Source organism: candidate division TA06 bacterium, assembly GCA_016235665.1.
GTDB lineage: Bacteria > Edwardsbacteria > AC1 > AC1 > EtOH8 > UBA5202.
This window is the reverse complement of the sequence record JACRJI010000012.1, coordinates 136,967-160,918: the sequence shown is the minus strand read 5'-3', so window position 1 is coordinate 160,918 and position 23,952 is coordinate 136,967. Positions and strand designations below refer to the sequence as shown.

The window sequence follows — 23,952 nt, the reverse complement described above, 5'->3', positions numbered from 1 at the left end:
TTATACCTTGAGCTAATTTCTTTTATCATTTACATCAAACGATAATATTATCTATCAACCTTGCATTTGGGAATATCACCGCCAAAGCAATAAATACATTCTTCTTAATTATTTTTACAGGCTTCAAAGTCTCATTATCCACTATCTCAATGTAATCAATTTCCCCCAGCGGGGCATCGCGCTTCAGCAACTTGATCATCTCCGCCTTTATTACCTTTACATCCTTTACTCCGTTTCTAACTTTTAGCCCCGCCAGCTTCAGCGCCCGGTTCAAAGCCACAGCCTGCTTGCGTTCCTCCGGGGTCAGATACGCATTGCGCGAGCTCATGGCCAGACCGTCCCCTTCCCGCACTATCGGCGCTCCTATGATCTTGACCGGCAGGTCCAGGTCCGCCGTCATTCGCCTGATCACTGCCAGCTGCTGGGCGTCCTTCTGCCCGAAGACCGCTGTGTCAGGTTGGACGATGTTAAACAGCTTGCTGACTACCGTGGCCACGCCCCGGAAATGCCCGGGCCTGGAGGCCCCGCACAGCCCCTCGGTCAGGTGCTCTACGTTGACGTAGGTGGAAAAGTTCTTGGGATATATCTCTTCCGGCGCGGGCGCGAATATAAGGTCCGCCCCTGCGGTCTGGCAGAGCGCCGCATCCTTTTTAAGGTCCCGGGGATATTTCTTGAAATCTTCCTTCGGTCCGAACTGGGTTGGGTTCACAAAAATGGATACCACGACGAAGTCGGAATTCTTCCTGGCCAGCCGTATCAATGACAGGTGCCCTTCGTGCAACGCTCCCATGGTGGGCACAAAGCCGACCCGCTTGTCCTGCTTCTTCTGAAAAGCAATGATCTGCCTGACTTGTTTTATGGTCTTAACTACTTTCATTCGGAACTATACTGAATACTGTATAGTGAATACAGACTACAGGTAATGAGTTCTTGGTGTCTTAGTGTCTTGGTGGCAGCGGTCACTCCTCCGAGAAACTCTCCTCCATGTTCGGAAAACTCTTCCCTTTCACATCCCCGATGTACCCCTTGAAGGCCTGCCTCATGTCCTTGGCTATGTGGGCATATTGCCTCACGAACTTGGGCACGAAGTCCTCGAACCTCCCGTCCATGTCGTCCACCACCAGGATCTGCCCGTCGCAGTGCGGCCCGGCCCCGATGCCGATGGTGGGGATGGTCAGGCTCTCCGAGACCCGCTTGGCCACCTGGTGCGGTATCTTCTCCAGCACGATGGCAAAACAACCGGCGTTCTCCAGGGCCTTGGCCGCCGCCAGCAGGCGCTCGGCCGACTCCTTGTCCTTGGCCTGCAGCTGGTAGCCCCCGAACTTGTGGATGGACTGGGGGGTGAGGCCCAGGTGGCCCATCACCGGGATGCCGCGCTCCACCAGGTTCTTGACGATGGGGGCCGCCACCCGGCCGCCCTCGATCTTGACCGCCTCGGCTCCCGATTCCTTGAGGAACCTCCCGGCGTTGTAGGCCGCGTCGGCGATGGAGGTCTGGTAGGACAGGAACGGCATGTCGGCCACCACCATGGCTCGCTTGACCCCGCGCTTGACAGCGGCGGTGTGGTAGAGCATGTTTTCCATGGTGATCGGCAACGTGTTCTCGTAGCCGGCGAAGACCATGGCCGCCGAGTCGCCCACCAGGATCAGATCTATCCCGCACTCGTCCAGCAGCCGGGCGGTGAGAAAATCGTAGGCCGTCAGACTGGCGATCTTCTCTCCCTTTTGCTTCATTTTAAGCAGGGTCCGGGTAGTGATCTTTTCGTTCATAATTCTATTCCTGATAATGTATTGAACAGATAATCATACACCAAAAAACACAGGATATCAAGGAAAAATACAGTAGGGACATAGCATGCTATGTCCCTACTGTGCCTCATGATAATAATCCGGAATATTTCATGGATATCTCTCCCCCGACACCCGGAAAAATTGTTATTTATAGCTCATCCCCTTGTATCTGATCTCCGTAACGTAGAACACCTCGCAGGAGCCTCCGCCCTCATCCTCCCGGCTGAGCGAGCTGTTCCAGGTGAATTCCTCGCCCTCGGCCTGGCGGACATACACCAGGTAGCCGGAAAGCCCTATGCTCTGGCCTTCCCTCACCAGCCCCAGCGCCGCCCGGAGATTGCGGTTGGCCGGGATGATGTGGTTGTTGGCGGAATAACGGGCCACGAAGGCATTGTCGAAGGGAAAATCCTGGTCGTAGCGCCACAGATACCAGCGCCCCTCCTGGGACCACTTGAGCTGTTTGTAAAGTTTGGTGATCACCAGTTTGCTCCAGGCGATGGCCAGGTCGTAAGGGGCGAGGTCGGCCCCCCGGTCGTAAACATATCTTTCCTTGCCCAGCACCACTCCGTCCAAGAAATACTCGGCCTTGGGTTTTATCAGGTATTTTTTCTTGTTGGGCTGGAACACGAATTCCGGAACGCCGTCGGCCGGGTACTGCTCCGGTTCCAGGTTTATCTCGATGGCCTGGGAACTGGGCGTGCCCTGGGGCCTGGGTCCGCAGCCGAAAAAGGCCAGCAGCAAGATGGCCGGCAGCAGAGCCGGCCATCTTATTTTTTGTGCGAGGATCAAGGGTATATCTTCTCCAGCATCCGGGCGAACGGTATGGCCTCGCGGATGTGCGACAGTCCGCACATCCAGCAGACCGTGCGCTCGATGCCGATCCCGAATCCGGAGTGGGGCACGCTGCCGTAGCGTCTCAGGTCCACGTACCATTTATAAGGCTCGTAGGGCACCTTGTGCTCCTCCATCTTCTTCAGCAGCAGGTCAAGGTCGTGGATGCGCTGGCTGCCGCCGATGATCTCGCCGTAGCCCTCCGGAGCGTAGAGGTCGGAACCCAGCACTACCGAAGGATCCTGGGGGTCCGGCTGCATGTAAAAGGATTTGATGACCGCAGGGAAGCGGTCCACGAACACCGGCTTGTCGAAGGAGCCGGCAATGGCGGTGTCGTGCGGAGCCCCAAAATCCTCGCCGTATTCTATGTGTACCCCGGCCTTGTTGCACAACTCCACCGCCTCTTTGTATGATATCCTGGGGAAGGGGCCCTTGATCTTCTCCAGCGGGGCGGTGTCGCGCTCCAGTGTCTTCAGTTCGCTCTGGCATTCGCTCAACACCCTTTCCACCACGGCGCAGATCATTCCCTCCTGGCACTGCATGTTCTCGGCGTGCTCAAAATAGCTGGCCTCGGCGTCCATCATCCACAGTTCGGTCAGGTGCCTTCTGGTCTTGGACTTCTCGGCCCTAAAGGCCGGGGTGAAGGTGTAGACCTTGCCGAAGGCGGCGGCCGTGGCCTCGATGTACATCTGGCCGGACTGGGACAGGAAGGCCGGCTCGCCGAAGTAGTCGGTCTGGAACAAAGTGGTGGTGCCCTCGCAGGAGGTGGGGGTCAAAATGGGGGCCGGGGTGTGGATGAACCCTTCCTTATGCATGTAGGCGTGGATGGCCTGCTCGATGGTGTCGCGGACCCTTAAGGTGGCGTGCTGCTTGGACGAGCGCATCCACAGGTGGCGGTGCTCCATCAGGAAAGCCGGCCCGTGCTCCTTGGGGGTGATGGGATAGTCCTGGGTCAGCTGAACTATCTTGAGATCGGTGACCCCCAGCTCAAAACCAGAGGGCGAGCGCTTGTCCTCCTTGACCAAACCCTTGACGATGATGGAGGATTCCTGGGTGACCTTGTCGCCCAGGTCAAAGACCGGGTCGCCCACCTCGCTCTTGACCATCACCCCCTGGATCACGCCCGAGCCGTCCCGGATCTGAAGGAAGTGGATCTTGCCCGAGGAGCGCTTGTTGTACAGCCAGCCCTTGAGAGTGACCTCCTGCCCCAGGTGTTTCCCGATTTCAGAAATATAAACCCAGTCCAGTTTCATAGATCCTCCGTAAATTCACACCGCAGTCCGGCCTGGATATGGGCGGACTCAGATAATGTTTTTGTTGAAGTCTTCAAAGACTGTAGAACTGTAAATTTACCAAACTTCAAGCATATAGTCAAGAAAAAAGGCCCGCCATCGGCGGGCCTTTTTGAATGGCCATGTCTGTCGTTACTTGAGGATCACCAGTTTCTTAAATGACGCGCTTTTCCCGTCGACCTGAAGATCGGCAAAATAAACACCCTGTGGCAGGGCGGAACCAAGGTCCCAATTTAGTTTCACCGTTCCGGGATTTATTTTCCCCAAGTCTTTCTGGGCGGCCTTCTGCCCCAGCAGGTTGTAAACGATGATGCGGGTTGAGCCTGCCTTGGGTGAATAGATTGAGAACTCTGCCTTGCGGTAAAGTGGATTGGGGAAGATGTTAAGCCGGGCCGGGCCGGTGATGGCCGTTGACGGTTTTTCCGTTTCGATCCCTAAGGGGTCATCCACCCAGAAACCATTGCTGACACCGGCGATAACTTTACCGTTATAATATGAGATGAAGATGCTGTCGGAATTGCTTCCCGCGCCAACGTTGACGTTTCCGCTCCAGACCCCGGCAGTAAACGCCCCGGTGGAATCCGGGGTCAGGGTTCCGGTCTTGTCCCACAGGTCCGCTTTGCCGGTGAAACTGGCGACCGTGTCGTCGAAAAAGTCACGGGCCGAAAGACTGATGGGGAAAGGAATGTTTTTGATCTGCATCCCGATGGGATCCGCCGCAAAGTGATGCAGCCCGGAGTTGACCACATCGAACAATCCGCTGGTATCGTTGGCTGCTCCGTCGTCAATGACTATGAAATCGTTGCGCAGGGTGTCGCTGATGGTGACGCTGGCCGCGGCCAGCCCGCCGGTGAAATTGGCTATGAACGGACTGATGGTCCCGGTCTGGTCGCTGATCAGAACCGATCCGTTATAACTGGTTAAAAGGCTTCCCAGCGAATCCAGTACGCTGATCCCCAGCGGAAAGGCCACCCCCACTGTATCCGGCGTGGCGACGGGGTCGAAAGCAAACCTATGGCTGGCCTGGGCCGCCGTAGTATCGATGCTAGTCACCACGGTGAAGATATGATTGGCGTAATAGGTTTTGGCGGTCTTCGGTTTGAATTGAACGCTAAGGCTCTTTATATCCTCCCACAACCATTGGGCCTTCTGGACGGTGATGTCAAAGGATCTTGTTATCTCCGTGCCGCTCAGCCCCAAAGGAGCGGAAGCAGTGCCCTGAACCTCGTTATAGAATGGTATTAACTGAAGCTTGCCTTTGGAACCGGCCAGGTAACATTTGACGTAGATCACTACGCCCGTGATCCTCTGGTTAACGGTATCTGCCGGGTCGGCCAGCCCCACCCTGAAGTTCTTGCTGCCGTTGGCCGCGCCGATCCCGACGGTATAAAGCATGTCATCAACATAGCTGTATGGAACATCGGCCCAGGCCCCGGCTGCGGCCAGTGAATCATTGGCATTAAGCACCATCACTCCAGCCTGTGCGGTCAAAACCATCCCTATCATTAACACAAAGATACATGATGCTGTTTTTTTCACGGCATTGTCTCCTTCTTTTTAACCACCAAGAGAATCAATATACACTATTGATAATACACCCGATTTTATGCAAAATCAAGTGATAGCCGGGGGATTTATCTTGCTTTATGGATAAAATAATCTCCCCTTTATTCTATTTGACGGAGGTATTGCAGATGATGCTGTGTCAGGTTGCTCACGTTCCTGTTTCATACAGGAACCGCCCCGTCACTTCTTGTACCATGCCCCGGCACTCTATCTAAGCAACACCTGCTTAACTGTGATATTGGTGCGTTCTCCCGCCAATTTTATTACATAGATCCCCGGAGCGACTTTATTTCCCGCTTGGTCTTTACCATCCCAAAGGAAAGAGTGTTTTCCCACTGTAAGGGTCTGGTCCAGCAGGGTTCTAACTAAAGCCCCGGTTATGCTGTATACTTTGAGGGCCGTTTTTTGCTCTTGCCCGATATTGAAATCCAGGCTTATGCTCCCCCCGCGGGCAGGGTTGGGAAAACTCCTCAAAAAGCCCGGAACCTCTTCTGTTACCCCTTTCCAGTATGCCGAGACCGGACCGAAATAACTTACTGTGCCGGAGGTCGAGACCTGGGCCAGGCGGTAATAATAACTTCCCGCTTTGGGAACCTGTGCATCGCTAAAACTGTAATCGCTGGGCGCATTGGTATTGCCTCTTCCGTTGACCCGGCCAACCTCCTGATAACCCGTTTCCGGGGTTGATGACCTTTCTATTTTCCAATAAGCGCAACCGCGTTCGCACTGGGTCTGCCAGGTTACCGTCACCGCCTTTGGGCCAACCTCGGCCGTCATCCCGGTCATCTCCAACCCCAAAGGACTGGCCAGCAAAAAGGCATTGCTCTTCCCCCGGCTGGAGTGTGAGGTCTTGGTGTACTCGGCCCATAAAGTATCGTAGATTCCCGCGCCCCCGTTGATGGTTATGTTCCCGTTCCAGACCCCGGAGGTGAAACTGCCGGTGGAGTCCTGTATCAACGCTCCAGTGATTTCAACCAGGTCTGCTTTTCCGTTAAAGGTGGTCAATGTGTCGCCGTTGAAATCGCAGGCCGAGATGCTAACCGGGAATGGTGATCCGACGGTTTGGGGGGAAGCGACTGGGCTTATCCAGAAGTGATGCAGTCCGCTCACCACCGAAAATCCGTTGCTTACGGCAGAGGTGTCCCCGTCATCCACCGTAATGGAAGTAAGGGCGGTGTTTTCGCCGATCATCACCGGCAGGTTGCAGACGCCGGAAATAAACTGGGCATTTATGGGCGTGATGGTTCCGGTGAGATCGGAGATCGAGGCATTTCCGTTATAGCTTTTGGCGGTATCTCCCAGGCTGTCCCGGACTATGATCCTGACGGGAAAATAATAGCCCAAAGTCTCAGGTGAGGCTATGGTTGAAAATTCAAAACTGTAGTCGCCCAAAATGGTGCTGTCGGTATAGGTCACTACCACAAAAACATGATTGAGGTAAAAATACGATCCGGTCCTGGGGGTAACGCGGACGCTGAGGTCCTTAAGTTCCTGCCAGGTCCAGGCCCGCTGTGAGGTTATGTCATAGGATCTGAGAACTTCGGATGTGCCCAGATTGACGCCGGGGGATTCAAGACCGGCAACATTATTGAAATACGGCTGCAGACGGATCTTGGATTTGGAATAGTTGCTGTATGCCTTTGCATATATGGTAACCCCGGTTATCATGATATTGGTTGTATCAATGGACGGGTCTTCCAGCCCGACCCTTAAATACCTGCCTCCATTGGCCGTACCCAAAACCCAGGCTGACAAAGCATCATCCTGATAAGTATAGCCGGGATCGGTCCAATAACCGCCGTTGTTTTCCAGAACCTGGTTGGCATTCATCACCAATGAGAAAGACCAGGCTTGGTGGGAGATTAGCATTAAAGCGGCAATCAACGATAGTTTTATTATACAATGTTTTTTCATGTTTTTCCTCCAGCTATAATTCCTTGGTCTGAATAACTTGAAAACCATATATTATAGCGTTTTATATTCATAGTATTGCATAAACCGTGCCAACATATTATATGTTTTTAATTGTTGTCTGGCATAGCATTACAATCGTTGATGTCTGGGAAACTATTATCATATTTGATAATTTATTGCATTTTTAATGCAATAAAAAACCCCCGCCTATATATTAGACGGGGGTTCAGAGAAAAGGATTCTTAGTTGCCGTTGACCACGATGCAGGTAACGGTCCTGCCGACGCCCTTGGTGCCCTGGATCTTGGCGATGATCAGCTTGGTCAGCTCGCCCAGGTTCGGGGATTCCACATAGGCCACGATATCATGCAAACCGGTCACTACGTGAGCCTGTTTCACTCCCTTGATCTTGCGCAGAGAGCGGACCACCGCCTCGGCCTTGCCGGAATCGCAGTTGATGAATTCATAAGCAGCAAACATCAGTATTCTTGCACCTCCTTTCGGAATATAATATGAAGTTTTGTTGTCTATAAGATATCATAAATCGTCGCTTTTGTCAACCCGCTCAAACTTTCCCCCGGTCTTTAAAAAGGCAAATATGAACTTGTCCAGGTCGCCGTTCATCACCGCCTGAACGTCCCCGTCCTGCTGGCCGGTGCGGTGGTCCTTGACCATGGTGTAGGGCTGGAAGACGTAGGAGCGGATCTGGCTGCCCCAGGCGATGTCGGCCTTGCCGGCCTCCAGGTGCTGCCTTTTCTTGTCCTCCTCGGCCTTGTAGTGCTGGTAGAGCCTGGCCCTTAAGACCTTCATGGCGTTGATCCGGTTCTGGTACTGGGAGCGTTCGTTCTGGCTGCAGACCACGATCCCGGTGGGGATGTGCACCATCCGGATGGCCGTCTCCACCTTGTTGACGTTCTGGCCCCCGGCCGACCCGGCCCGGTAGACATCCACCCGCAGGTCGGACTCCGCTATGTCCACCTTGATCTCGTCGTCGATCTCGGGATAGACGAAGATGGAGGCGAAGGAGGTGTGCCGCCTCTTGTTGGCGTCAAATGGGGAGATCCTCACCAGCCGGTGCACCCCGATCTCGGCCTTGAGGTAGCCGAAGGCGTATTTCCCGGTCACCTCCAGGGTGGCGCTTTTGATCCCGGCCTCGTCCCCCGGCTGGAGATCGATCATCTTGTATGCGTAACCGTTTCGCTCCATCCACCGGGTGTACATCCGCAGCAGCATTTCGGCCCAGTCCTGGCTCTCTGTGCCGCCGGCCCCGGGATGGATGGTCATGATGGCGTCCCGGGCGTCGTCCTCGCCCCGCAGCATGTGTCGGTATTCCAGGGTCTCCACCCCAGTATCCAGGGACCTCAGGTCGTTCTCTATCTCCGTCAGCGAAGCGCTGTCACCTTCCTCTACCATTTCCAAAAGGTCGGCGGCATCGGCGCATTTTTTGTCCAGCTGCCGCCAGGCCTCCACCCAGTCCTTGCGCAGGTTGGCCTGGGCTATCACTTCCTTGGCCTTGAGGTTGTTGTTCCAAAAGCCCGGCCCGGCCATCTGTTCTTCGTATTGGGCCAGTTCTTTCTCTAATCTATCGAGGTCAAAGATACCTCCGGAGATGGGCCAGTTTCTCCCGGGCCGCCTTGCAGCCCTGCTTCAATTCGGGGATCGTCATTTTGTCTCTTGCCTTTTATATTATGATTTTGTTGTCAGTAGTATGATTTTAAACCAATCATTGTTTAAAATCAAGTTGAACTTTGGTCCAACAGATAGCGGTGGATCATATTCACTTTTTTCTTCAGACCGGACAGGCTGCCGTCATTGACGAGAATTATGTCCGCTTCCCGTTTGAGTTTTGAAACCGGAAGCTGGGATGCCATTATTCTCCGGGCCTGAGCCGGGGAAATTCCCTTGGCCGCAAGACGCTCCAGCCTGGTCTTTACCGGAGTGTCCACCACTATCAGAATATCCAGCTTCTTCTGCAGGCCCCAGGGCACGATCAGCGCGGCGTCCACTATCACCAGACCCTTGAACCCGCCATTTTTTATTTTTTCTATTTTATTTTTTATATCGGTTAGAATACAAGGATGAACGATCCTGTTCAGTTTTCTCATTTCCCTTTTGTTGCCAAAGACGACCTTGCCCAGAGCTTTCCGGTTTATCCTGCCCCCGGCCGCTATGCCAGGGCCGAAAGCCTTGATGACCTTGTCATGGCAGGGCGAGCCGGCTTTCAGCAGGCCGTGCCCGATCCGGTCGGCATCGATGACCTTTGCCCCCAAGCCGCGGAAATATCCGGCCGCCGTGCTTTTGCCCGAGCCGGCCCCGCCGGTCAGGCCGGCCAGCACGATTTTTCTTTTGATGATCATTGACATATTGATCTATTCATGTTTGGAGGAAGCGGCCTTCAATCTCTGCCATCCTGTTCCTGCTCCCTTTCCCTTTGGTCCGGCGGGTCATAATCCCGGTCGGGGTCAAGCTCCAGCCAAAAAGGCATGGAATCATCTGACTCCCTGTTCTCCATGGAATCCATTTCCTCTTCGTCTCCAATGGGGTCGTAGCCCAGAACGTTCATTGCATGATCTGCAGGAACACCGGCCGGTTTGGCGGCGCTCACCGCCTGGCTCTCGCTTTGGACCGGGTCTTTCCCGGCCGGTAAAGTATCGCTGATTTGCTGGGCCAAGCCCGTTACCGGAATAGCGGCCATCATTAACAATAGATGTATCCTGCTTAGTTTCATTGGTCATATCCTATGCTATTGTATTTTCTCTGTGTCTCAGTGCCTTTGTGGCTATTCTCCCCGATGCGATCAGTGCGCCTGGAACCAGTTCTCCCCCTCGCCCATCTCCACTACTATTGGCACCTCAAGATTCACCGCCTGCTCCATCTCCTGCTTGACCAGTTTCTTCACTTTGGCCAGCTCATCCTTCTGCACCTCGAACAGCAGTTCGTCGTGGACCTGGAGTATCATCTTGCTTCTTAACTTCTCAACTTCCAATCTTCTGGAAATATTGACCATGGCCAGCTTGATCAGATCGGCCGCCGTGCCCTGGATGGGGGTGTTGACCGCGGTCCGCTCGGAAAAGGCCCGGCGCTGGCCGTTCTCGGAGTTGATCTCCGGCAGGTAGCGCCTTCTGCCCAGCATGGTGCAGACGAAGCCGTCCTTCTTGGCCCGGGCGGTGGTCAGCGCTATCCAGGCCTGCACCTGGGGGAACTGGTTGAAGTAGTGCTCGATGAAATGCGAGGCCTCCTCCACCCCTATCCCCAGCTGCTGGGAGAGCCCGTAGGGCCCCATGCCGTAGACGATGCCGAAGTTGATGGCCTTGGCCTTGCGCCGCATATCGGGCTCTACCTGGTCGGGCTTGACCCCGAACACCGCCGAAGCGGTCTCGCTGTGGATGTCCCGGCCCGACTTGAAGGCCTGCCTTAAATGCTGGTCACCGGAAAGGTGAGCCACCAGGCGCAGTTCGACTTGCGAATAGTCCGCCGACAATAGCAGCTGGCCCTTGGGCGCGATGAAGCCCTTGCGGATCTCCCGCCCCACCCCTTCCCTCATCGGGATGTTCTGGAGATTGGGGTCCGAGGAGGAAAGCCGGCCGGTCTCGGTGAGAGCCTGGTTGAAGGTGGTGTGCAGCCTGTGACTTTTTGGATCGGCGGCCAGCGGCAGGGCGTCGCTGTAGGTGGATTTCAGCTTGTAGAGTTGGCGGTAATCCAGGATCAATTTCGGCAGGTCGTGGTGCAGGGCCAGCTTGGTCAAAACGTCCACGTCGGTGGAAAAGCCGGTCTTGGTCTTCTTGCCCTTGCCGATCTTCAGCTTCTCGAAAAGGATAGTCCCCAGCTGTTTGGGCGAGTTCAGGTTGAACTCCTCGCCGGCAATCCGGTAGATCTCCTTTTCCAGTTTGTTGACCTGGCGCTCCAGCTCCTTGGACATCTGGCTGAAGACCGGGATGTCCAGCAGGATCCCCTCGGTTTCCATCTGCGATAGGACCTTCACCAGCGGCATCTCGATCTCTTGGAACAGCTGGATCAGTTCCTTGTCCTTAAGCTCCGGCTCGAATTTTGATCTCAGCGAAGACACCGCGTCGGCCCGCCTGGCCATCAGCTCGTCGGTCAGGCCGGACTCGGCCGAAAAGTCAAGCTCGGTCTGCTTCTTGGCGGGCCCGCCCGGCTGGGCCAGGCTGATCCCCAGGTGCTCCTCGGCCAGGGCTTCCAGCGACTGGTGGTTGCGCTTGGATGGGTCCAGCAGGTACGAGGCGATCATGGTGTCGAACATCGTCCCGTTCAGTTGAATGTCCGATGCGGCCAAAGCTTTGATGGCCTTCTTCAGGTCATGTCCGGTCTTTAAGATATCAGCGTCTTCAAATGACTTCTTTAGTTTCCCGATATCCAGGCCGCCGATGATATGGGCCTGGCCCCGGCAGAACAGGCACAGTTTTGAGGGCAGGCCGTCAGCTGTCTCCAATTCCAGGCACATCTCGCCCTCGCGCTTCAGCCGCCCGGCCAGCAGTTCCAACTCGGCCTTGCCGGTGACCGCCTGGGGCGCCACTTTCTTGATCTGCCCGGAGACGAACTCGTGGTATAGGGAATTGAATTCCAGTTCCTTGAAAAGCTTGGCCAGAATTTCCTGGTCCGGCTGGTGGGTCTTAAGCGAAGACAGCGAAATGTCGGGAAGCTGATCCAGGTGCAGGGTCACCAGCTCCTTGCAGAGCCGGGCCTGGTCCTGGTGCTCTTCCAGAAGATTTTTTATCCGGGGCTTCTTGACCTGATCCAGGTTATTGTAAAGGTCGTCGAACGAGCCGAACTGGATTATCAGCTCGGTGGCGGTCTTGGGGCCGATTCCCGGCACCCCGGGCACGTTGTCGGCCGAGTCGCCCGACAGGGCGAAGATGTCCTTGATCCTGTCCGGGGTCACCCCGTATTCCTTGAGGACATCCTCCGGGCCGTAGATGGATTCGTCGCTCTTGCCCAGCCGGGGCTTGATCACTTTGATCCGCTCTGTCACCACCTGTAAAAGATCCTTGTCCCCGGTGGCGATGTAGGACATCCAGCCCTTGGCCTCGGCCTGCTTGGCCAGCCCGGCCAGCACGTCGTCGGCTTCAAAGCCGTCCTGCTGCAGCACCGCTATGTTCAGGGCCTTCAGGATCTCCTTGATCCGGGGCAGCTGGGAGCGCAGTTCCTCTGGCATGCCGGGGCGCTGGGCCTTGTACTCGGCGTACTTCTTGTCGCGGAAAGTGGGGGCCGAGGTGTCGAAGGCCACCCCGATGTAGTCAGGCTGGTGCTCCTTGATCATCCGCATCAGCATGTTGGTGAAACCGAAGGAGGCGCTGGTGTTCTCCCCCTTGGAGTTGATCAGGGGGTTGCGGATGAACCCGAAGTGGGCCCGGTAGGCCAGGGCGGTGCCGTCGACCAGGATCAGTTTAGGCATACCCCTCCCTTTTCTCCCTCCCCTAAAGCTTTAGGGGAGGGCAGGGTGGGGTCGTACCCCAAAATTGTTTCCAATACCCACTCTATCCTATTTATCACGTCTTCGTTCTTAAATCTTAACACTTTGATCCCACGTTGGTTGATTATTTGGTCTCTCAACTTATCATAATCCTTCTGTTTCTCATGTATCCCTCCGTCAATTTCAATAACCATTCTTAATTCGTTGCAATAAAAATCGGCGATAAAACCATCAATCACCTGTTGTCTTCTAAACCGTAATCCTGGGAACCTTCTTTTTCTTACCTCATTCCAAAAACATTTCTCAGCAACTGTCATATGCTGGCGCATATGTTTTGCCATTTCCCGTTTATCTCTACTGATAAATTGACCGGTAGAAACGCCTGGGGTTCGTTTATCATTATTATCCATTTTCTCAATAAGTTACTTGCCCCATACCTGAAAGGCAAGAATTAATGCATTGAGCAACCCAACAACTACAAGTAAAAAAGTCATGAGATTAAGTCGTGATGCTGTTTTACTTTGCTGTTGAGCCAATATTATTTGTAATCGGAGTTCTGCGTTTCGTCTCGCCTCTGGATCACCAAATCCACTATCATCAGCAAACATTGCAATAATACTTTGTAATTCGTTTTTCACGATAATCCTCCTGCTTCAACCATATTATTTCTTCTTCATTTCATATTTTATAGGAACTAATCCTTGAATCCTTCATCCTATGTCGGCCTCTATTGGTCATAAGGTAATATTCCCGCTTTTGCTTGATAGATGCGTGAATTGTATGATGTCAATCATACCTTTAAACCCAACCAAAATCAAGCATTTTTTAATTTCATATAGAAAATTAGAAATATTATGAAACTTTCCCGATTTTTACCTCGTAATCATACATTTTAAGGGGTTTATGTTTTTTTAACATGTCGAGATCGCCGCCAAAGTGCATCAAACAGCCGTTTCGAGACCATTGCCCCTTGACAAAAAAAAATATGTTTTTTATAATATAGGATTGTATCCCCCGGACCAGAGAAGTCAGTAATTAAAGGAGAATATAAGCCATGGAACAATTCAACAACGACGACATCAAGAAGCTCAACGAAGAGATCGAAAAGAAGAGCGTCATCGTTCAGACCATCACCGCCGAGATCTCCAAGGCCATTGTGGGCCAGAACTACCTGGTCAGCCGGATGCTGGTGGGCCTGCTGGCCAACGGCCACATCCTGATAGAGGGCGTGCCCGGCCTGGCCAAGACCTACGCGGTGCGGACGGTGGCGGCGGCCGTCAAGGCAAAATACCAGCGGATCCAGTTCACACCGGACCTGCTGCCCTCGGACATAGTGGGGACGCTGATCTACAACCAGAAGACCGGGGAATTCATCACCAGCAAGGGACCCATCTTCGCCAACTTCATTTTGGCCGACGAGATCAACCGCACGCCCCCGAAAGTGCAGAGCGCTTTGCTGGAGGCCATGCAGGAGCGCCAGGTGACCATCGGCGAGCAGACCTATAAGCTTGATGACCCCTTCCTGGTGCTGGCCACCCAAAACCCCATCGAGCAGGAGGGCACCTATCCCCTGCCCGAGGCCCAGCTGGACCGCTTTCTGCTGAAGATCAAGATCACCTACCCCAGCAAGGAGGAGGAAAAGGAGATCGTAGAGCGGATCGCCGGAGTTGGCGAGCCCAAGATCAAGGCGGTGATAGACACCTCGGACATCATCAAGGCCCGGGAGCTGTGCAAGAGCATCTACATCGACAAGAAGATCAAGGATTACATCGTGGATCTGGTGTTCGCCACCCGGGAGCCGGAGAAATACGGATTGAAGGACCTGAAAGGGCTGGTCCGCTTCGGGGCTTCGCCCCGGGCCTCCATCAACCTGACCACCGCCGCCCGGGCTTTAGCCTTTTTAAAGCGCCGCGGCTTCGTGATACCAGAGGACGTCAAGGAGCTGGCCGGGGACATCCTGAGGCACCGGATAATCCTGTCCTACGAGGCCGAGGCCGAGGAAGTGACCACCGACGATGTGATCCAGAAGATCCTGGCCGGGGTCGAGGTTCCCTGATACACTTGGTTAATGGTTATTCTTTATTCTAAAATCGTCAGTCCCGAAGGACCATGAACCCAGTAGCCAGTGTATATTGAAATAAAATATTTCGCGTTGTTTCGCGTTTTTAGCGGGGAAAGAAGTGCCTATAAGTCATGCTGACGCCTGAATTCATAAAAAAGATCCGCCAGATCGAGCTTCACACCCGGAAGATCGTCAACACCACCTTTGCCGGCGAGTACAAGTCCACCTTCAAGGGCACCGGCATGGAGTTCGTGGACGTGCGGGAATACCAGCCCGGTGACGACGTCCGGTCCATAGACTGGAAGGTCACCGCCCGGATGGGGCACCCCTATGTCAAGAAATTCGTGGAGGAGCGGGAGCTGACCGTGATCCTGTGCGTGGACGCCTCGGGCTCCGGCTACTTCGGCACCCGGGGCCGCTTCAAGGTGGAGCAGGCCGCCCAGGTGGCGGCCACCCTGGCCTTCTCGGCGGTCAAGAACAACGACAAGGTGGGCCTGCTGTTCTTCACCGACCGGGTGGAGAAGTACATCCCTCCTAAGAAGGGCCGGCTCCATGTGATGCGGCTGATCCGGGACATCCTGTATTTTAAGCCGGAGCACAAGGGCACCAGCCCTTCCTCTGCCCTGGAATTTTTGATGCACATCCTTAAGCACCGGGCCATCGTGTTCTTCATCGGCGACTTTTTGGGCCAGGGGTACCGGCCCCAGAATTTCAAGACGGCCCTGGGCATCGCCTCCCGCCGCCACGACCTGGTGGCCGTGTCCATCAGCGACCCGGCCGAGCAGAGTCTGCCCCCGGCCGGCTTGGTGGACGTCGAGGATGCTGAAAGCGGAAAGATATACACTGTCAATTTCTCCGACAAGAAAATCGCCCAGGGCTTTTACAACTATACCCAGAGCGCCCGCCAGGAAAAGGACCGGCTGTTCAAACAGCTCAGTGTGGACCAGATAGACATCTCCACTACCGAGGATTTCACCCCCAAGCTGCACAAGTTCTTCAAACAGCGAGCCAAGAGATTCCACTGAAGCAAGACACAGGTTAATCTATAAGGAATCCAGGAAAACAGGAAACACGGATTGATCAACCGGTTCCAATCCCGGTTGTCGCGTTAAAACGATCAGTGAGCATCGCAGTTGATGGCGGAAAAAGCTTGTCTGGCCTGTTTGAGGGCTTGGCCAAAGCCCAAGTTCAGACAAGCCCGCCGGCAACGAGAAGCGCAACGCCCGGAGAGTTTTAAGCGACGGGCTTTTTCTTTTGGTTATTCTCTTTTTGGCGACACAAAAAGAAAAGAACATAATGGAAATTTGCGTCCCATATAAGAAACTAAAATAATCATACCGAACATAATGACCCATCTGCTTCTGACATTGCTGCTTTTAACCCAGCTGCCCTCCGGTCCCACTCTTTCCACCAAATGCTCACCTAAAAAGCTGACGGTGGGCGATCCCTTTTACGTCGAACTGAAGCTGACCTGCTCCAACAGCACCAAGATAACCGGCCCCCTGGCCGACAGCCTGGGACCGTTCCTGATCCTGGACCAGCAGCTGAAGACCAAAAGCCGCCAGGGTTACAACGAGAACCTGTACCGCCTGAAGATGGCCGGGTTCAAGGCCGGCGAGCAGGCCCTGCCCCGGCTGTTCTTTCTGCTGTCTTCCGGGGACAGGACCGACACCCTGCGCAGCGACAGCCTGACGGTGAAGATCACCAGCGTCCTGTCCCCAAAGATGCAGGACATCAATGAACTTAAGCCCGAGGCAAAATTCCCCAACTACTGGCTGTGGCTGATCCCGGCCCTGGTCCTGGTCCTGGCCGCCTTGGTTTACTTGAGTTTGCAGTTGTACAAAAAGCTTAAGAAGATCAGGGAACTGGCCCTGGCCCCGCTGCCGCCCTGGGAGGAAGCGTTGAAGGCCTTGGACAATCTGCCCAAGGACGAATGGCTGGCCAAGGGTTTTGTCAGCAAATATTATTACGCCTTGTCCGAAATTCTCAAACGCTATATCGAAAGGCGTTTTGAGTTCAACGCGGTGGAGCAGACCACCACCGAGATCGTTTTGAATTTAAAAATATACAAAACGCCCCTGCGGCAGGAATTCTCAGACTTTTTGAACCGGGCCGACCTGGTCAAGTACGCCAAGGCCGTGCCCCCGGAACAGGAGACCGCCCAAGCCATGGAAACCGTCAGGGACCTGATCACCCGGACCATCCCCCTCCCTCCGGAACCCGCCGGGAAGGCTAAAAGCGAAAAGCCGGCAACGGAGGCCGTATAGATATGCGCTTCGCTTCACCATTATATCTGCTGCTGCTGCTACCCATCGCCCTTCTATTGTGGCTGGAGTTGAAGAAGAGGACCGGAGCGGTGATATTCTCCGACACTTCGTTCTTCGCCGGCTATAAGAAGAGATCGGACATTCTGAAATACCTGCTGCTGGCCCTGAACCTCCTGGCTTTGGTTTTCATGACCCTGGCCCTGGCCCGCCCCCAGCGGGGAAGGGTTTACGAGGAGGTGGAGGTCAAGGGCGTGGACATCATGCTTTGCCTGGATGTCTCGGAGACCATGAAATACGAGGATTTCAGCCCCAGGAACCGGCTGTACGTGGCCAAGGAACGGGCCAAGGAATTCATCGCCAAGCGGGCGGGCGACCGGATAGGACTGGTGGCCTTCGCCAACGGCTCCATGGCCCAGTGCCCGCTGACCATCAACCGCACCATCCTGGGCGGTATCATCGACCGGCTGCAGGTGGGAACCATAGACCCCACCCGCACCGCCATCGGCATGGGACTGGCCTCGGCCGTCTCCCGGCTCAAGGACTCCAAGTCAAAAGACAAGCTGATAATCCTACTGACCGACGGCCTCAACAACGCCGGGGATATCGACCCCCTGACCGCCGCCCGGCTGGCCCAGAGCTTCGGCATCAAGGTCTACTGCATCGGCATCGGGACCAACGGCCCGGTGACGATCATGGTCAACGACCCCTTCTGGGGACCGCGGCCCCAGACCGTGAACATGGAGTTCGACATGAAGCCCTTGGACGAGATCGCCAAGATAACCGGGGGACGGGCCTTCCTGGCCACCGATGACGAGGCGCTGAAGATCATCTACGACGAGATCAACAAACTGGAACCCACCACTTATAAAGTCAACCGCCATACCGTGTATTCCGAAAAAGCCTACCTCTTCCTGTTCCCGGCCCTGTTCCTGATGCTTTTGGGAATGGCCTTGGCGCTGACCGTGGCCAGGAGGCTGCCATGATCAAGTGGGCCCAACCGCAATATCTTTATCTGCTGCTGGCCCTGCCCCTGATGGTGCTGGCCCTGCTGTGGGGCCGCTGGCTTAAGTCCCGGGCCGGGCAAAAGCTGGCCGAGCGGGAGCTGCTGGCCAGGATCAGCGCCAATTACAGCGGCAGGCTGGCCTTGGCCAAGGCAACGCTGCTGCTTTTAGGCTTCTTCTTTTTGATCCTGGCCGCCGCCCGGCCCCAGTGGGGCGAGAAACTGCAGAGCTACAAGGGCCGGGGAATCGACGTGGTCATCGCCCTGGACGCCTCAAAAAGCATGCTGGCCGGGGACATCCAACCCAGCCGGTTGGAGAGGGCCAAGGTGGAAGTGTCCTCGCTTTTGGACAACCTCAGTGCCAACCAGGTAGGCATCACCGCCTTTGCCGGCGACTGCTACGTGATGTGCCCGCTGACAACGGATGTGGACGCCGCCAAGATGTTCCTGGACATCATCGAGCCCGGGAACATTCCCAAACCCGGCACCAATATCCAGCGGGCCATCGAGGTCTCCTCCACCCTGTTTGACGCCAAGGAAGGCGCCTCCAAAGCCCTGGTGCTGATCACCGACGGCGATAACCTGGAGGGAGACCCCATGCAGGCGGCCAAGCTGGCGGCCGAGCAGGGCATCCGGATCTACGCGGTGGGCGTGGGTACTTTGGAAGGCTCCACCATACCGGAGAGCGACCAGAGCGGCTACGGTGTGTCTTACAAGAAGGACCAGAAGGACCAGGTGGTGGTCTCCCGGCTGGCCGAGCGCCTGCTGCTGGTGATGGCCAAGGCCGCAGACGGACGCTATTTCCGGAGCCAGGCCCTTAACCTGGACGCCCTGCTGTTGTCATTGGACCAGCTGAAGAAGAAGGACATCGGCGGAGGAGATTTTGTGCAGTATCAGGAGCGCTACCAGTACTTTTTGCTGGCGGCCTTTATCTTCATAATGACCGGGATATTCATCAGCGACCGGCGGGGAAAATGGTTCCCGGAACTGAAGCTTTCCCGTTTCAAATTGGTGATCCTAATTTCTGCCTTTTGCCTTCTGCCTTCGACCGCGGTCCAAGCTGGTGTCGGCTCCGACATGCGCTCCGGCAACCAGGCCTACAAAAAGGGCAATTACGAGGAAGCCCTTAAAAAGTACCAGGAGGCCTTGGTTTTTGAACCGGATAATGTTAAGATACACTACAACATCGGCCGGGCGCTGTATAAACTGAGCAAATATCCCGAGGCCGTTTCCGAGTTCCAGCTGTCCCTGCTGACCAAGGACAAGAAACTGCAGGCCCGGACCCTGTACAACATTGGCAACTGCCAGTTCAAGGCGCAGAAGCTGGACGAGGCCATAGGCTCATACACCGCCGCCCTGGTGCTGGACCCCGGCGACCAGCAGGCCAAGCAGAACCTGGAATTTTGCTGGAAGAAGAAGGAGGAATCCAAAAGCGATTCCACCAAGCAGGACCAGCAACAAAAGCAACAGCAGCAAAAACAACAGAATCAACAGCAGCAACAGCAGCCCAAGCCCCAGCCCCAAAAGGGGCAGATCAACAAGGATGACGCCAACCGCATGCTTCAGGCCCTGCAGAACAAGGAAAAGGAGAACATGAAGAAGCAGAAGGAACGCCAGCCCCAGAAGGAGAACGCGGAGAAGGACTGGTGATAACATACAAGGGCGTAGGATCGAATATCTGGAAGATATACGGATATTTATTCTTTCACACTTTGATCTTCGCTTATGTTATCGAGCGTCTGTTCGCTTTGGAGCGCGGCCTTTCCATCCAGCAAATGGTCTATTTGGAGGTCATTTACCTGACCATAGTCAGCCTGCTGGAAATACCCACCGGAGCATTGGCCGACAAATGGGACCGGAAGAAGGTCATGGTACTGAGCGCTTTTTTTACTTTCTTTGAATTCTTCATACTGATCTTCGCTTATAATTTCTGGATATTTTCACTGTCAATGGTCTCGGCGGCGATAGCCGGGGCCTTAGCCAGCGGGACCCTCAATTCAATTCTGTACGATACCCTGAAGGAGCAAGGACAGGAATCCTTCTTTGAAAACAAACTGGCCCGGATCAATATTTTAGATTTCGCCGCCGCCGCTTCCGCCGCCCTGTTAGGAGGGTATATGGCCTCCAGAAAAGGCTATACCTTCAACTACTGGATGTCGGTGATAAGCGTCACGGCTTCATTTTTCTTTGCCCTCAGCCTTAAAAACCCGAAAGTAGTCACCAGTGAAGATAACGGCGAGGGTTCGTACTGGAAACATATGCAGGAGGCATTCCAGTTCCTAAGAAAATCCCATTCCTTGTTGTTTGTTATTTTTTACGGCGTCATTATCGGCTCCATAGTGAATTATTTCTGGGAGTACTACCAGGTCTACAATAAGGAAGTAGGCATACCATTGGTATATTTCGGCATCATCAGCGCCGGTTTCGGTTTTTTGTATAATGCTTCCGGCTACCTGGCCGTTAAATACAAGGATCGGATACCACTGAAAATGGTACTGTCTGCCATATTGGTCGTTTTGTCGGTATGCTTCATCGTTTCCAGCCGTATCCGCTCTCCTTGGGGTCTCGTCCCGTTCATGGCAGCCTTTTCGCTGGTCGGCGCAGCCCAGCCTTTGTCGCTGGGATATCTCCATCACCGCATAGACTCCTCTCATCGCGCCACGATCGAATCATTTCAATCTCTGGCTTTGAGGATCGGCTCCATTGTAGTGGGTCTCTTGTTCGGGTTTTTCAGCACCCGTTTCGATATCTTTGCAGGTTTCGGCTTTTTAGGGGCGGTTGCTTTAGCATATACCTTTTACTACCTTTCATTTCAAAATAAATACTTGGATACCCAGAGAAAATAACGAATATTCTATGACTACCTTTGTAAAAATATTTTCTGCCGTCCTGGTGACTTTTGCCCTCGTTACCAGTGTATGTGCCGCCGGCATCGATTTCAACGCCTCGGTGGACCAAAGCACGGTGGGCCTGGGCGAACAATTCACTTTGAACGTCACCGTCCAGGGCGAGGGCATGGCCACGGTCCCCAAGCCCCAGCTGCCGGACCTGCCCGATTTCAACCTGCTGGGCAGCTCCTCCTCCCAGTCCACCAGCATCTCGATCATCAACGGCAGCATGAAGAAGCAGGCCACCGTCAACTTCGTCTACTACCTCAGCGCCAAGAAGACCGGCCAGCTGACCATCGGCCCTTGCAAAATAAACTACGAAGGCCAGGAGTACCAAAGCCAGCCCATCAGCATCGAGGTGACCAAGACCGCCCAGGCCCAGCCCAGACAGCAGGGACAAAACTCCCAAACCTCGCAATCCAGGGTGCCTATTGACGGCAATCTCTTCCTTTCGGCCAACGCCAGCAGAAAGACGGTTTACCAGGGCGAGCAGGTCAACGTGGAGTTCTCCCTTTACAACCGTTTTCAGATAAGCGGCGTCGGAGATGTCCAGATGCCTTCATTCAGCGGTTTCTGGCCGGAGAAGATATATGACGCGGATAAGCTTAATTTCCAGCGCAAGGTGGTCGACGGCAAGCAATTTGAGGTGGCCCTGCTTAAAAAGACCGCCCTGTTCCCGGTCACATCCGGAGAGGTCGAGATAGGCCCCCTGTCCATGAACGTCGGCGTGGTGCAGGGTTCCCGTGATATATTTGACATGTTCGGCACTACCCAGGCCGTCAAGGTGGAATCCAAACCCCTGCGCTTGACGGTGCTGCCCCTGCCGGAGAGCGGCAAGCCGGCGGAATTCACCGGCGGGGTGGGCAGGTTCACCATGACCGCGGAACTGGACAGAACCTCCACCACCGACAGCGAGCCCATCAACTTGACCATCAAGGTCTCCGGCACCGGGAACATCAGGCTGATCGAAAAGCCCGTCATTCCTCCAGCCACGGGCCTTAAGATACTGGACCCCGAGATCAAGGACCAGATCCAGGCCTCGGGCGATGTCATCAAAGGCTCCAAGACCTTCCGCTACCCGGTCATCCCCCAGGCCGACGGCAAGTACGTCCTGCCGGCCATCAAGATGGCCTATTTTGATCCCGGCGACAAAAGCTACCACACCCTCCAGTCAAAGGTTTTGGAATGCACCGCCACCGGCTGCACCCCCAATGCCCCGCTGGTGGAAGCCACCGGCCTGAAGGTGCTGGGCACCGACATTAATTACATCAAGCCGGACCGAACGGAGATCAAACCTTTAAAACAGCCGCCGTGGTGGCTATTGGGATTTGGTTATCTGCTGTCGTTCGCCCTGCTGGGTCTATCGTTCCTCTATCGCGCTCACCGCAACAAATTGGACAGCGACCGGGGTTATGCCCGCAAACACAGATCAGGGGCCCTGGTCAAAAAGAGGCTGAAGGCCGCCGAAAAGCTGCTGCAGAACGATCCCCGCCAGGAATTTTACGCCGTGCTTTTCCAGGCGGTGCTGGGATATGTAGGCGACCGCTACAATTTGGACACCCACGCCCTTTCCAAGGACCAACTCAAGGCCGGGCTTCTGCAGCTGAACCTGGCGCCAGGACTGGTGGAGAAGATCATCGAGATAATCGAGCAATGCGACATCGCCCGGTTCTCGCCGGGACAGGCCGCATACAAAACGCCCCGGGAGCTGTTCGAAAGGTCCCGGGAGATACTGAGCCAACTGTAGCTCTAATGTTCAATAACAATTATCCAGATAGCACCAGAAATGTACTGATCTACCGGTGCCACCCCGTATGTCGCGTTAAATTCTATCAGTGAGCATCGCAGTTTATGGCGGAAAAAGCTTGTCTGGCCTGTTTGAGGGCTGGGCCAAAGCCCGAGTTCAGACAAGCCCGCCATCAACGAGAAGCGCAGCGCGGGCCCGCTGAAGCCTTGGCGTAAGCGTGGCCCGGATAGTATTTTGCGACGAGCTTTTTTCTTTTTGGTTCTTTTTCTTATTTGGCGGCACAAAAAAGAAAAAGAACATGATCAAATTAGATAAACATTATCCAATAACTAATGTTATGCTGACCCATCTATTACTCTATATCGCCATCGCCTTAAGCCCGGCTGAATTCTACAACCTGGGCAACAAGTGTTACAGCCAGAACGACTACGCCGGAGCCGTGGCCGCCTATCAGCAGGCCCTGCAGGCCGGGCCGGATGCCTCGGTGCTGTATAACCTGGGTAATGCCTATTTCAAGAACGGACAGGCCGGACAGGCCTTGGCCAGCTACCGCCGGGCCCAGTACTTAAGCCCCCGGGACCGGGACATCCGGGCCAACCTTGAATTCGTCCGCAGTTACCGGGCCGACAAGATACTGACAGTGCCCGACCCTTTTTCCAGGCTCCTTTACGACCTGTTCCACTTTTTTTCGGAGCGCGAAGCCGCCCTGATGGCCCTGATCTGCTTTGGGCTTGGTTCTTTGATGCTGGCCCTGTTCGTGATCTACCGTAAAAAGGCTTATGCTTACATTTCCATTTTCTGGGTTTTGGTCTTCCTCTTTTTCCTGGCTGACCTTTTAACCTGGAGGAACGAGCGGCAGCAGTTCCCGGTGGTGATCACTGCCGCCGAGGTCAGCGCCTTGAGCGGCCCCGGCCCGGAGTACAAGCAGATCATCCTGGTCCACGACGGCACCGAGGGACAGATCAAGGAGACCCGGGGCGAGTACCTGCTGATCCAGATGCCCGGGGGCATCGGGGGATGGGTCAGGAGAGATGAAGTGGAAAGAGTGTTTTAGTCCCCGAAGGGAACTCATCCCCCGTCCCCTTCTCTTTAAAAGAGAAGGGGAGTAAGGCTTGCGCTGAGCAGAGCCGAAGTGGGTTGAGTTAATAATTGACAAAAACAAAAT

21 protein-coding genes are annotated in these 23,952 nt (G+C 54.7%); 8 read left to right on the top strand and 13 right to left on the bottom strand.

Annotated features, from left to right (window positions below; genetic code table 11):
- Positions 1-34 precede the first annotated feature (34 nt).
- From HZA73_07420 to HZA73_07360, 13 genes are all read right to left on the bottom strand, one after another.
- Positions 35-877, bottom strand: a complete 843-nt coding sequence (locus HZA73_07420) for a pantoate--beta-alanine ligase (protein MBI5805860.1) — start codon at positions 875-877, stop codon at positions 35-37.
- A gap of 82 nt (positions 878-959) precedes the next feature.
- Positions 960-1,769 carry a 3-methyl-2-oxobutanoate hydroxymethyltransferase gene (gene panB / locus HZA73_07415; GenBank protein MBI5805859.1) on the bottom strand — a complete coding sequence of 270 codons (810 nt, stop codon included), beginning with the start codon at positions 1,767-1,769 and terminating at the stop codon, positions 960-962.
- Positions 1,770-1,934: 165 nt separating this feature from the next.
- Complete coding sequence (locus tag HZA73_07410; GenBank protein ID MBI5805858.1) at positions 1,935-2,579, bottom strand: hypothetical protein; 645 nt, start codon at positions 2,577-2,579, stop codon at positions 1,935-1,937.
- Complete coding sequence (gene asnS, locus HZA73_07405; protein ID MBI5805857.1) at positions 2,576-3,874, bottom strand: asparagine--tRNA ligase; 1,299 nt, start codon at positions 3,872-3,874, stop codon at positions 2,576-2,578. The genes HZA73_07410 and asnS overlap by 4 nt, the downstream gene beginning before the upstream one ends.
- 171 nt (positions 3,875-4,045) lie before the next feature.
- Positions 4,046-5,452, bottom strand: a complete 1,407-nt coding sequence (locus HZA73_07400) for a T9SS type A sorting domain-containing protein (protein MBI5805856.1) — start codon at positions 5,450-5,452, stop codon at positions 4,046-4,048.
- Positions 5,453-5,686: 234 nt separating this feature from the next.
- Positions 5,687-7,393, bottom strand: a complete 1,707-nt coding sequence (locus HZA73_07395; protein ID MBI5805855.1) for a T9SS type A sorting domain-containing protein — start codon at positions 7,391-7,393, stop codon at positions 5,687-5,689.
- A gap of 242 nt (positions 7,394-7,635) precedes the next feature.
- Entirely contained in the window at positions 7,636-7,872 is a 237-nt protein-coding gene (locus tag HZA73_07390) for an Lrp/AsnC ligand binding domain-containing protein (GenBank protein ID MBI5805854.1), read from the bottom strand.
- A 57-nt stretch (positions 7,873-7,929) separates the two neighbouring features.
- Positions 7,930-9,058, bottom strand: a protein-coding gene (gene prfB, locus HZA73_07385) for a peptide chain release factor 2 (protein MBI5805853.1) whose coding sequence is annotated in 2 segments (ribosomal slippage) — positions 7,930-8,994 and positions 8,996-9,058 — 1,128 coding nt in all. Because the reading frame shifts where the segments join, the coding sequence is not laid out codon by codon here.
- A gap of 70 nt (positions 9,059-9,128) precedes the next feature.
- The gene (locus HZA73_07380) at positions 9,129-9,755 is read right to left on the bottom strand and encodes a dephospho-CoA kinase (protein ID MBI5805852.1); all 627 of its coding nucleotides are present in this window, start codon (positions 9,753-9,755) and stop codon (positions 9,129-9,131) included.
- 32 nt (positions 9,756-9,787) lie between these two features.
- Entirely contained in the window at positions 9,788-10,120 is a 333-nt protein-coding gene (locus tag HZA73_07375) for a hypothetical protein (GenBank protein ID MBI5805851.1), read from the bottom strand.
- A 69-nt stretch (positions 10,121-10,189) separates the two neighbouring features.
- Complete coding sequence (gene polA / locus HZA73_07370; GenBank protein MBI5805850.1) at positions 10,190-12,805, bottom strand: DNA polymerase I; 2,616 nt, start codon at positions 12,803-12,805, stop codon at positions 10,190-10,192.
- Entirely contained in the window at positions 12,793-13,233 is a 441-nt protein-coding gene (locus HZA73_07365) for an endonuclease domain-containing protein (protein ID MBI5805849.1), read from the bottom strand. The genes polA and HZA73_07365 overlap by 13 nt, the downstream gene beginning before the upstream one ends.
- Positions 13,234-13,245: 12 nt before the next feature.
- Entirely contained in the window at positions 13,246-13,461 is a 216-nt protein-coding gene (locus HZA73_07360) for a hypothetical protein (GenBank protein MBI5805848.1), read from the bottom strand.
- Between the two features lie 416 nt (positions 13,462-13,877).
- Between HZA73_07360 and HZA73_07355 the strand changes: the two genes are divergently transcribed.
- The 8 genes from HZA73_07355 (at position 13,878) to HZA73_07320 (ending at position 23,841) form a co-directional block, all read left to right on the top strand.
- Positions 13,878-14,879, top strand: coding sequence for a MoxR family ATPase (locus HZA73_07355; protein ID MBI5805847.1), 1,002 nt, complete (start codon positions 13,878-13,880; stop codon positions 14,877-14,879).
- A gap of 137 nt (positions 14,880-15,016) precedes the next feature.
- Positions 15,017-15,910 carry a DUF58 domain-containing protein gene (locus tag HZA73_07350; GenBank protein ID MBI5805846.1) on the top strand — a complete coding sequence of 298 codons (894 nt, stop codon included), beginning with the start codon at positions 15,017-15,019 and terminating at the stop codon, positions 15,908-15,910.
- Between the two features lie 321 nt (positions 15,911-16,231).
- The gene (locus HZA73_07345) at positions 16,232-17,152 is read left to right on the top strand and encodes a hypothetical protein (GenBank protein ID MBI5805845.1); all 921 of its coding nucleotides are present in this window, start codon (positions 16,232-16,234) and stop codon (positions 17,150-17,152) included.
- Positions 17,153-17,154: 2 nt separating this feature from the next.
- A complete protein-coding gene (locus tag HZA73_07340) occupies positions 17,155-18,135 on the top strand; it encodes a VWA domain-containing protein (protein ID MBI5805844.1) in 981 nt (326 codons plus the stop codon).
- Entirely contained in the window at positions 18,132-19,802 is a 1,671-nt protein-coding gene (locus HZA73_07335) for a VWA domain-containing protein (GenBank protein MBI5805843.1), read from the top strand. Before HZA73_07340 ends, HZA73_07335 begins: the two co-directional genes overlap by 4 nt.
- Positions 19,799-20,998 carry an MFS transporter gene (locus HZA73_07330; protein ID MBI5805842.1) on the top strand — a complete coding sequence of 400 codons (1,200 nt, stop codon included), beginning with the start codon at positions 19,799-19,801 and terminating at the stop codon, positions 20,996-20,998. The genes HZA73_07335 and HZA73_07330 overlap by 4 nt, the downstream gene beginning before the upstream one ends.
- Before the next feature lie 10 nt (positions 20,999-21,008).
- Positions 21,009-22,787: a protein BatD gene (locus HZA73_07325; GenBank protein ID MBI5805841.1), complete on the top strand. Its 1,779-nt coding sequence runs from the start codon at positions 21,009-21,011 to the stop codon at positions 22,785-22,787.
- 298 nt (positions 22,788-23,085) lie between these two features.
- Positions 23,086-23,841, top strand: coding sequence for a tetratricopeptide repeat protein (locus tag HZA73_07320; GenBank protein ID MBI5805840.1), 756 nt, complete (start codon positions 23,086-23,088; stop codon positions 23,839-23,841).
- Positions 23,842-23,952: the final 111 nt, after the last annotated feature.

Bases quoted from the DNA above. Each gene is read 5' to 3' on its own strand.
- HZA73_07420 (MBI5805860.1), bottom strand. From the start codon at position 877: ATGAAAGTAGTTAAGACCATAAAACAAGTCAGGCAGATCATTGCTTTT.
- panB (MBI5805859.1), bottom strand. From the start codon at position 1,769: ATGAACGAAAAGATCACTACCCGGACCCTGCTTAAAATGAAGCAAAAG.
- asnS (MBI5805857.1), bottom strand. From the start codon at position 3,874: ATGAAACTGGACTGGGTTTATATTTCTGAAATCGGGAAACACCTGGGG.
- HZA73_07395 (MBI5805855.1), bottom strand. From the start codon at position 7,393: ATGAAAAAACATTGTATAATAAAACTATCGTTGATTGCCGCTTTAATG.
- HZA73_07390 (MBI5805854.1), bottom strand. From the start codon at position 7,872: ATGTTTGCTGCTTATGAATTCATCAACTGCGATTCCGGCAAGGCCGAG.
- HZA73_07380 (MBI5805852.1), bottom strand. From the start codon at position 9,755: ATGTCAATGATCATCAAAAGAAAAATCGTGCTGGCCGGCCTGACCGGC.
- HZA73_07375 (MBI5805851.1), bottom strand. From the start codon at position 10,120: ATGAAACTAAGCAGGATACATCTATTGTTAATGATGGCCGCTATTCCG.
- polA (MBI5805850.1), bottom strand. From the start codon at position 12,805: ATGCCTAAACTGATCCTGGTCGACGGCACCGCCCTGGCCTACCGGGCC.
- HZA73_07365 (MBI5805849.1), bottom strand. From the start codon at position 13,233: ATGGATAATAATGATAAACGAACCCCAGGCGTTTCTACCGGTCAATTT.
- HZA73_07355 (MBI5805847.1), top strand. From the start codon at position 13,878: ATGGAACAATTCAACAACGACGACATCAAGAAGCTCAACGAAGAGATC.
- HZA73_07350 (MBI5805846.1), top strand. From the start codon at position 15,017: ATGCTGACGCCTGAATTCATAAAAAAGATCCGCCAGATCGAGCTTCAC.
- HZA73_07345 (MBI5805845.1), top strand. From the start codon at position 16,232: ATGACCCATCTGCTTCTGACATTGCTGCTTTTAACCCAGCTGCCCTCC.
- HZA73_07340 (MBI5805844.1), top strand. From the start codon at position 17,155: ATGCGCTTCGCTTCACCATTATATCTGCTGCTGCTGCTACCCATCGCC.
- HZA73_07335 (MBI5805843.1), top strand. From the start codon at position 18,132: ATGATCAAGTGGGCCCAACCGCAATATCTTTATCTGCTGCTGGCCCTG.
- HZA73_07325 (MBI5805841.1), top strand. From the start codon at position 21,009: ATGACTACCTTTGTAAAAATATTTTCTGCCGTCCTGGTGACTTTTGCC.
- HZA73_07320 (MBI5805840.1), top strand. From the start codon at position 23,086: ATGATCAAATTAGATAAACATTATCCAATAACTAATGTTATGCTGACC.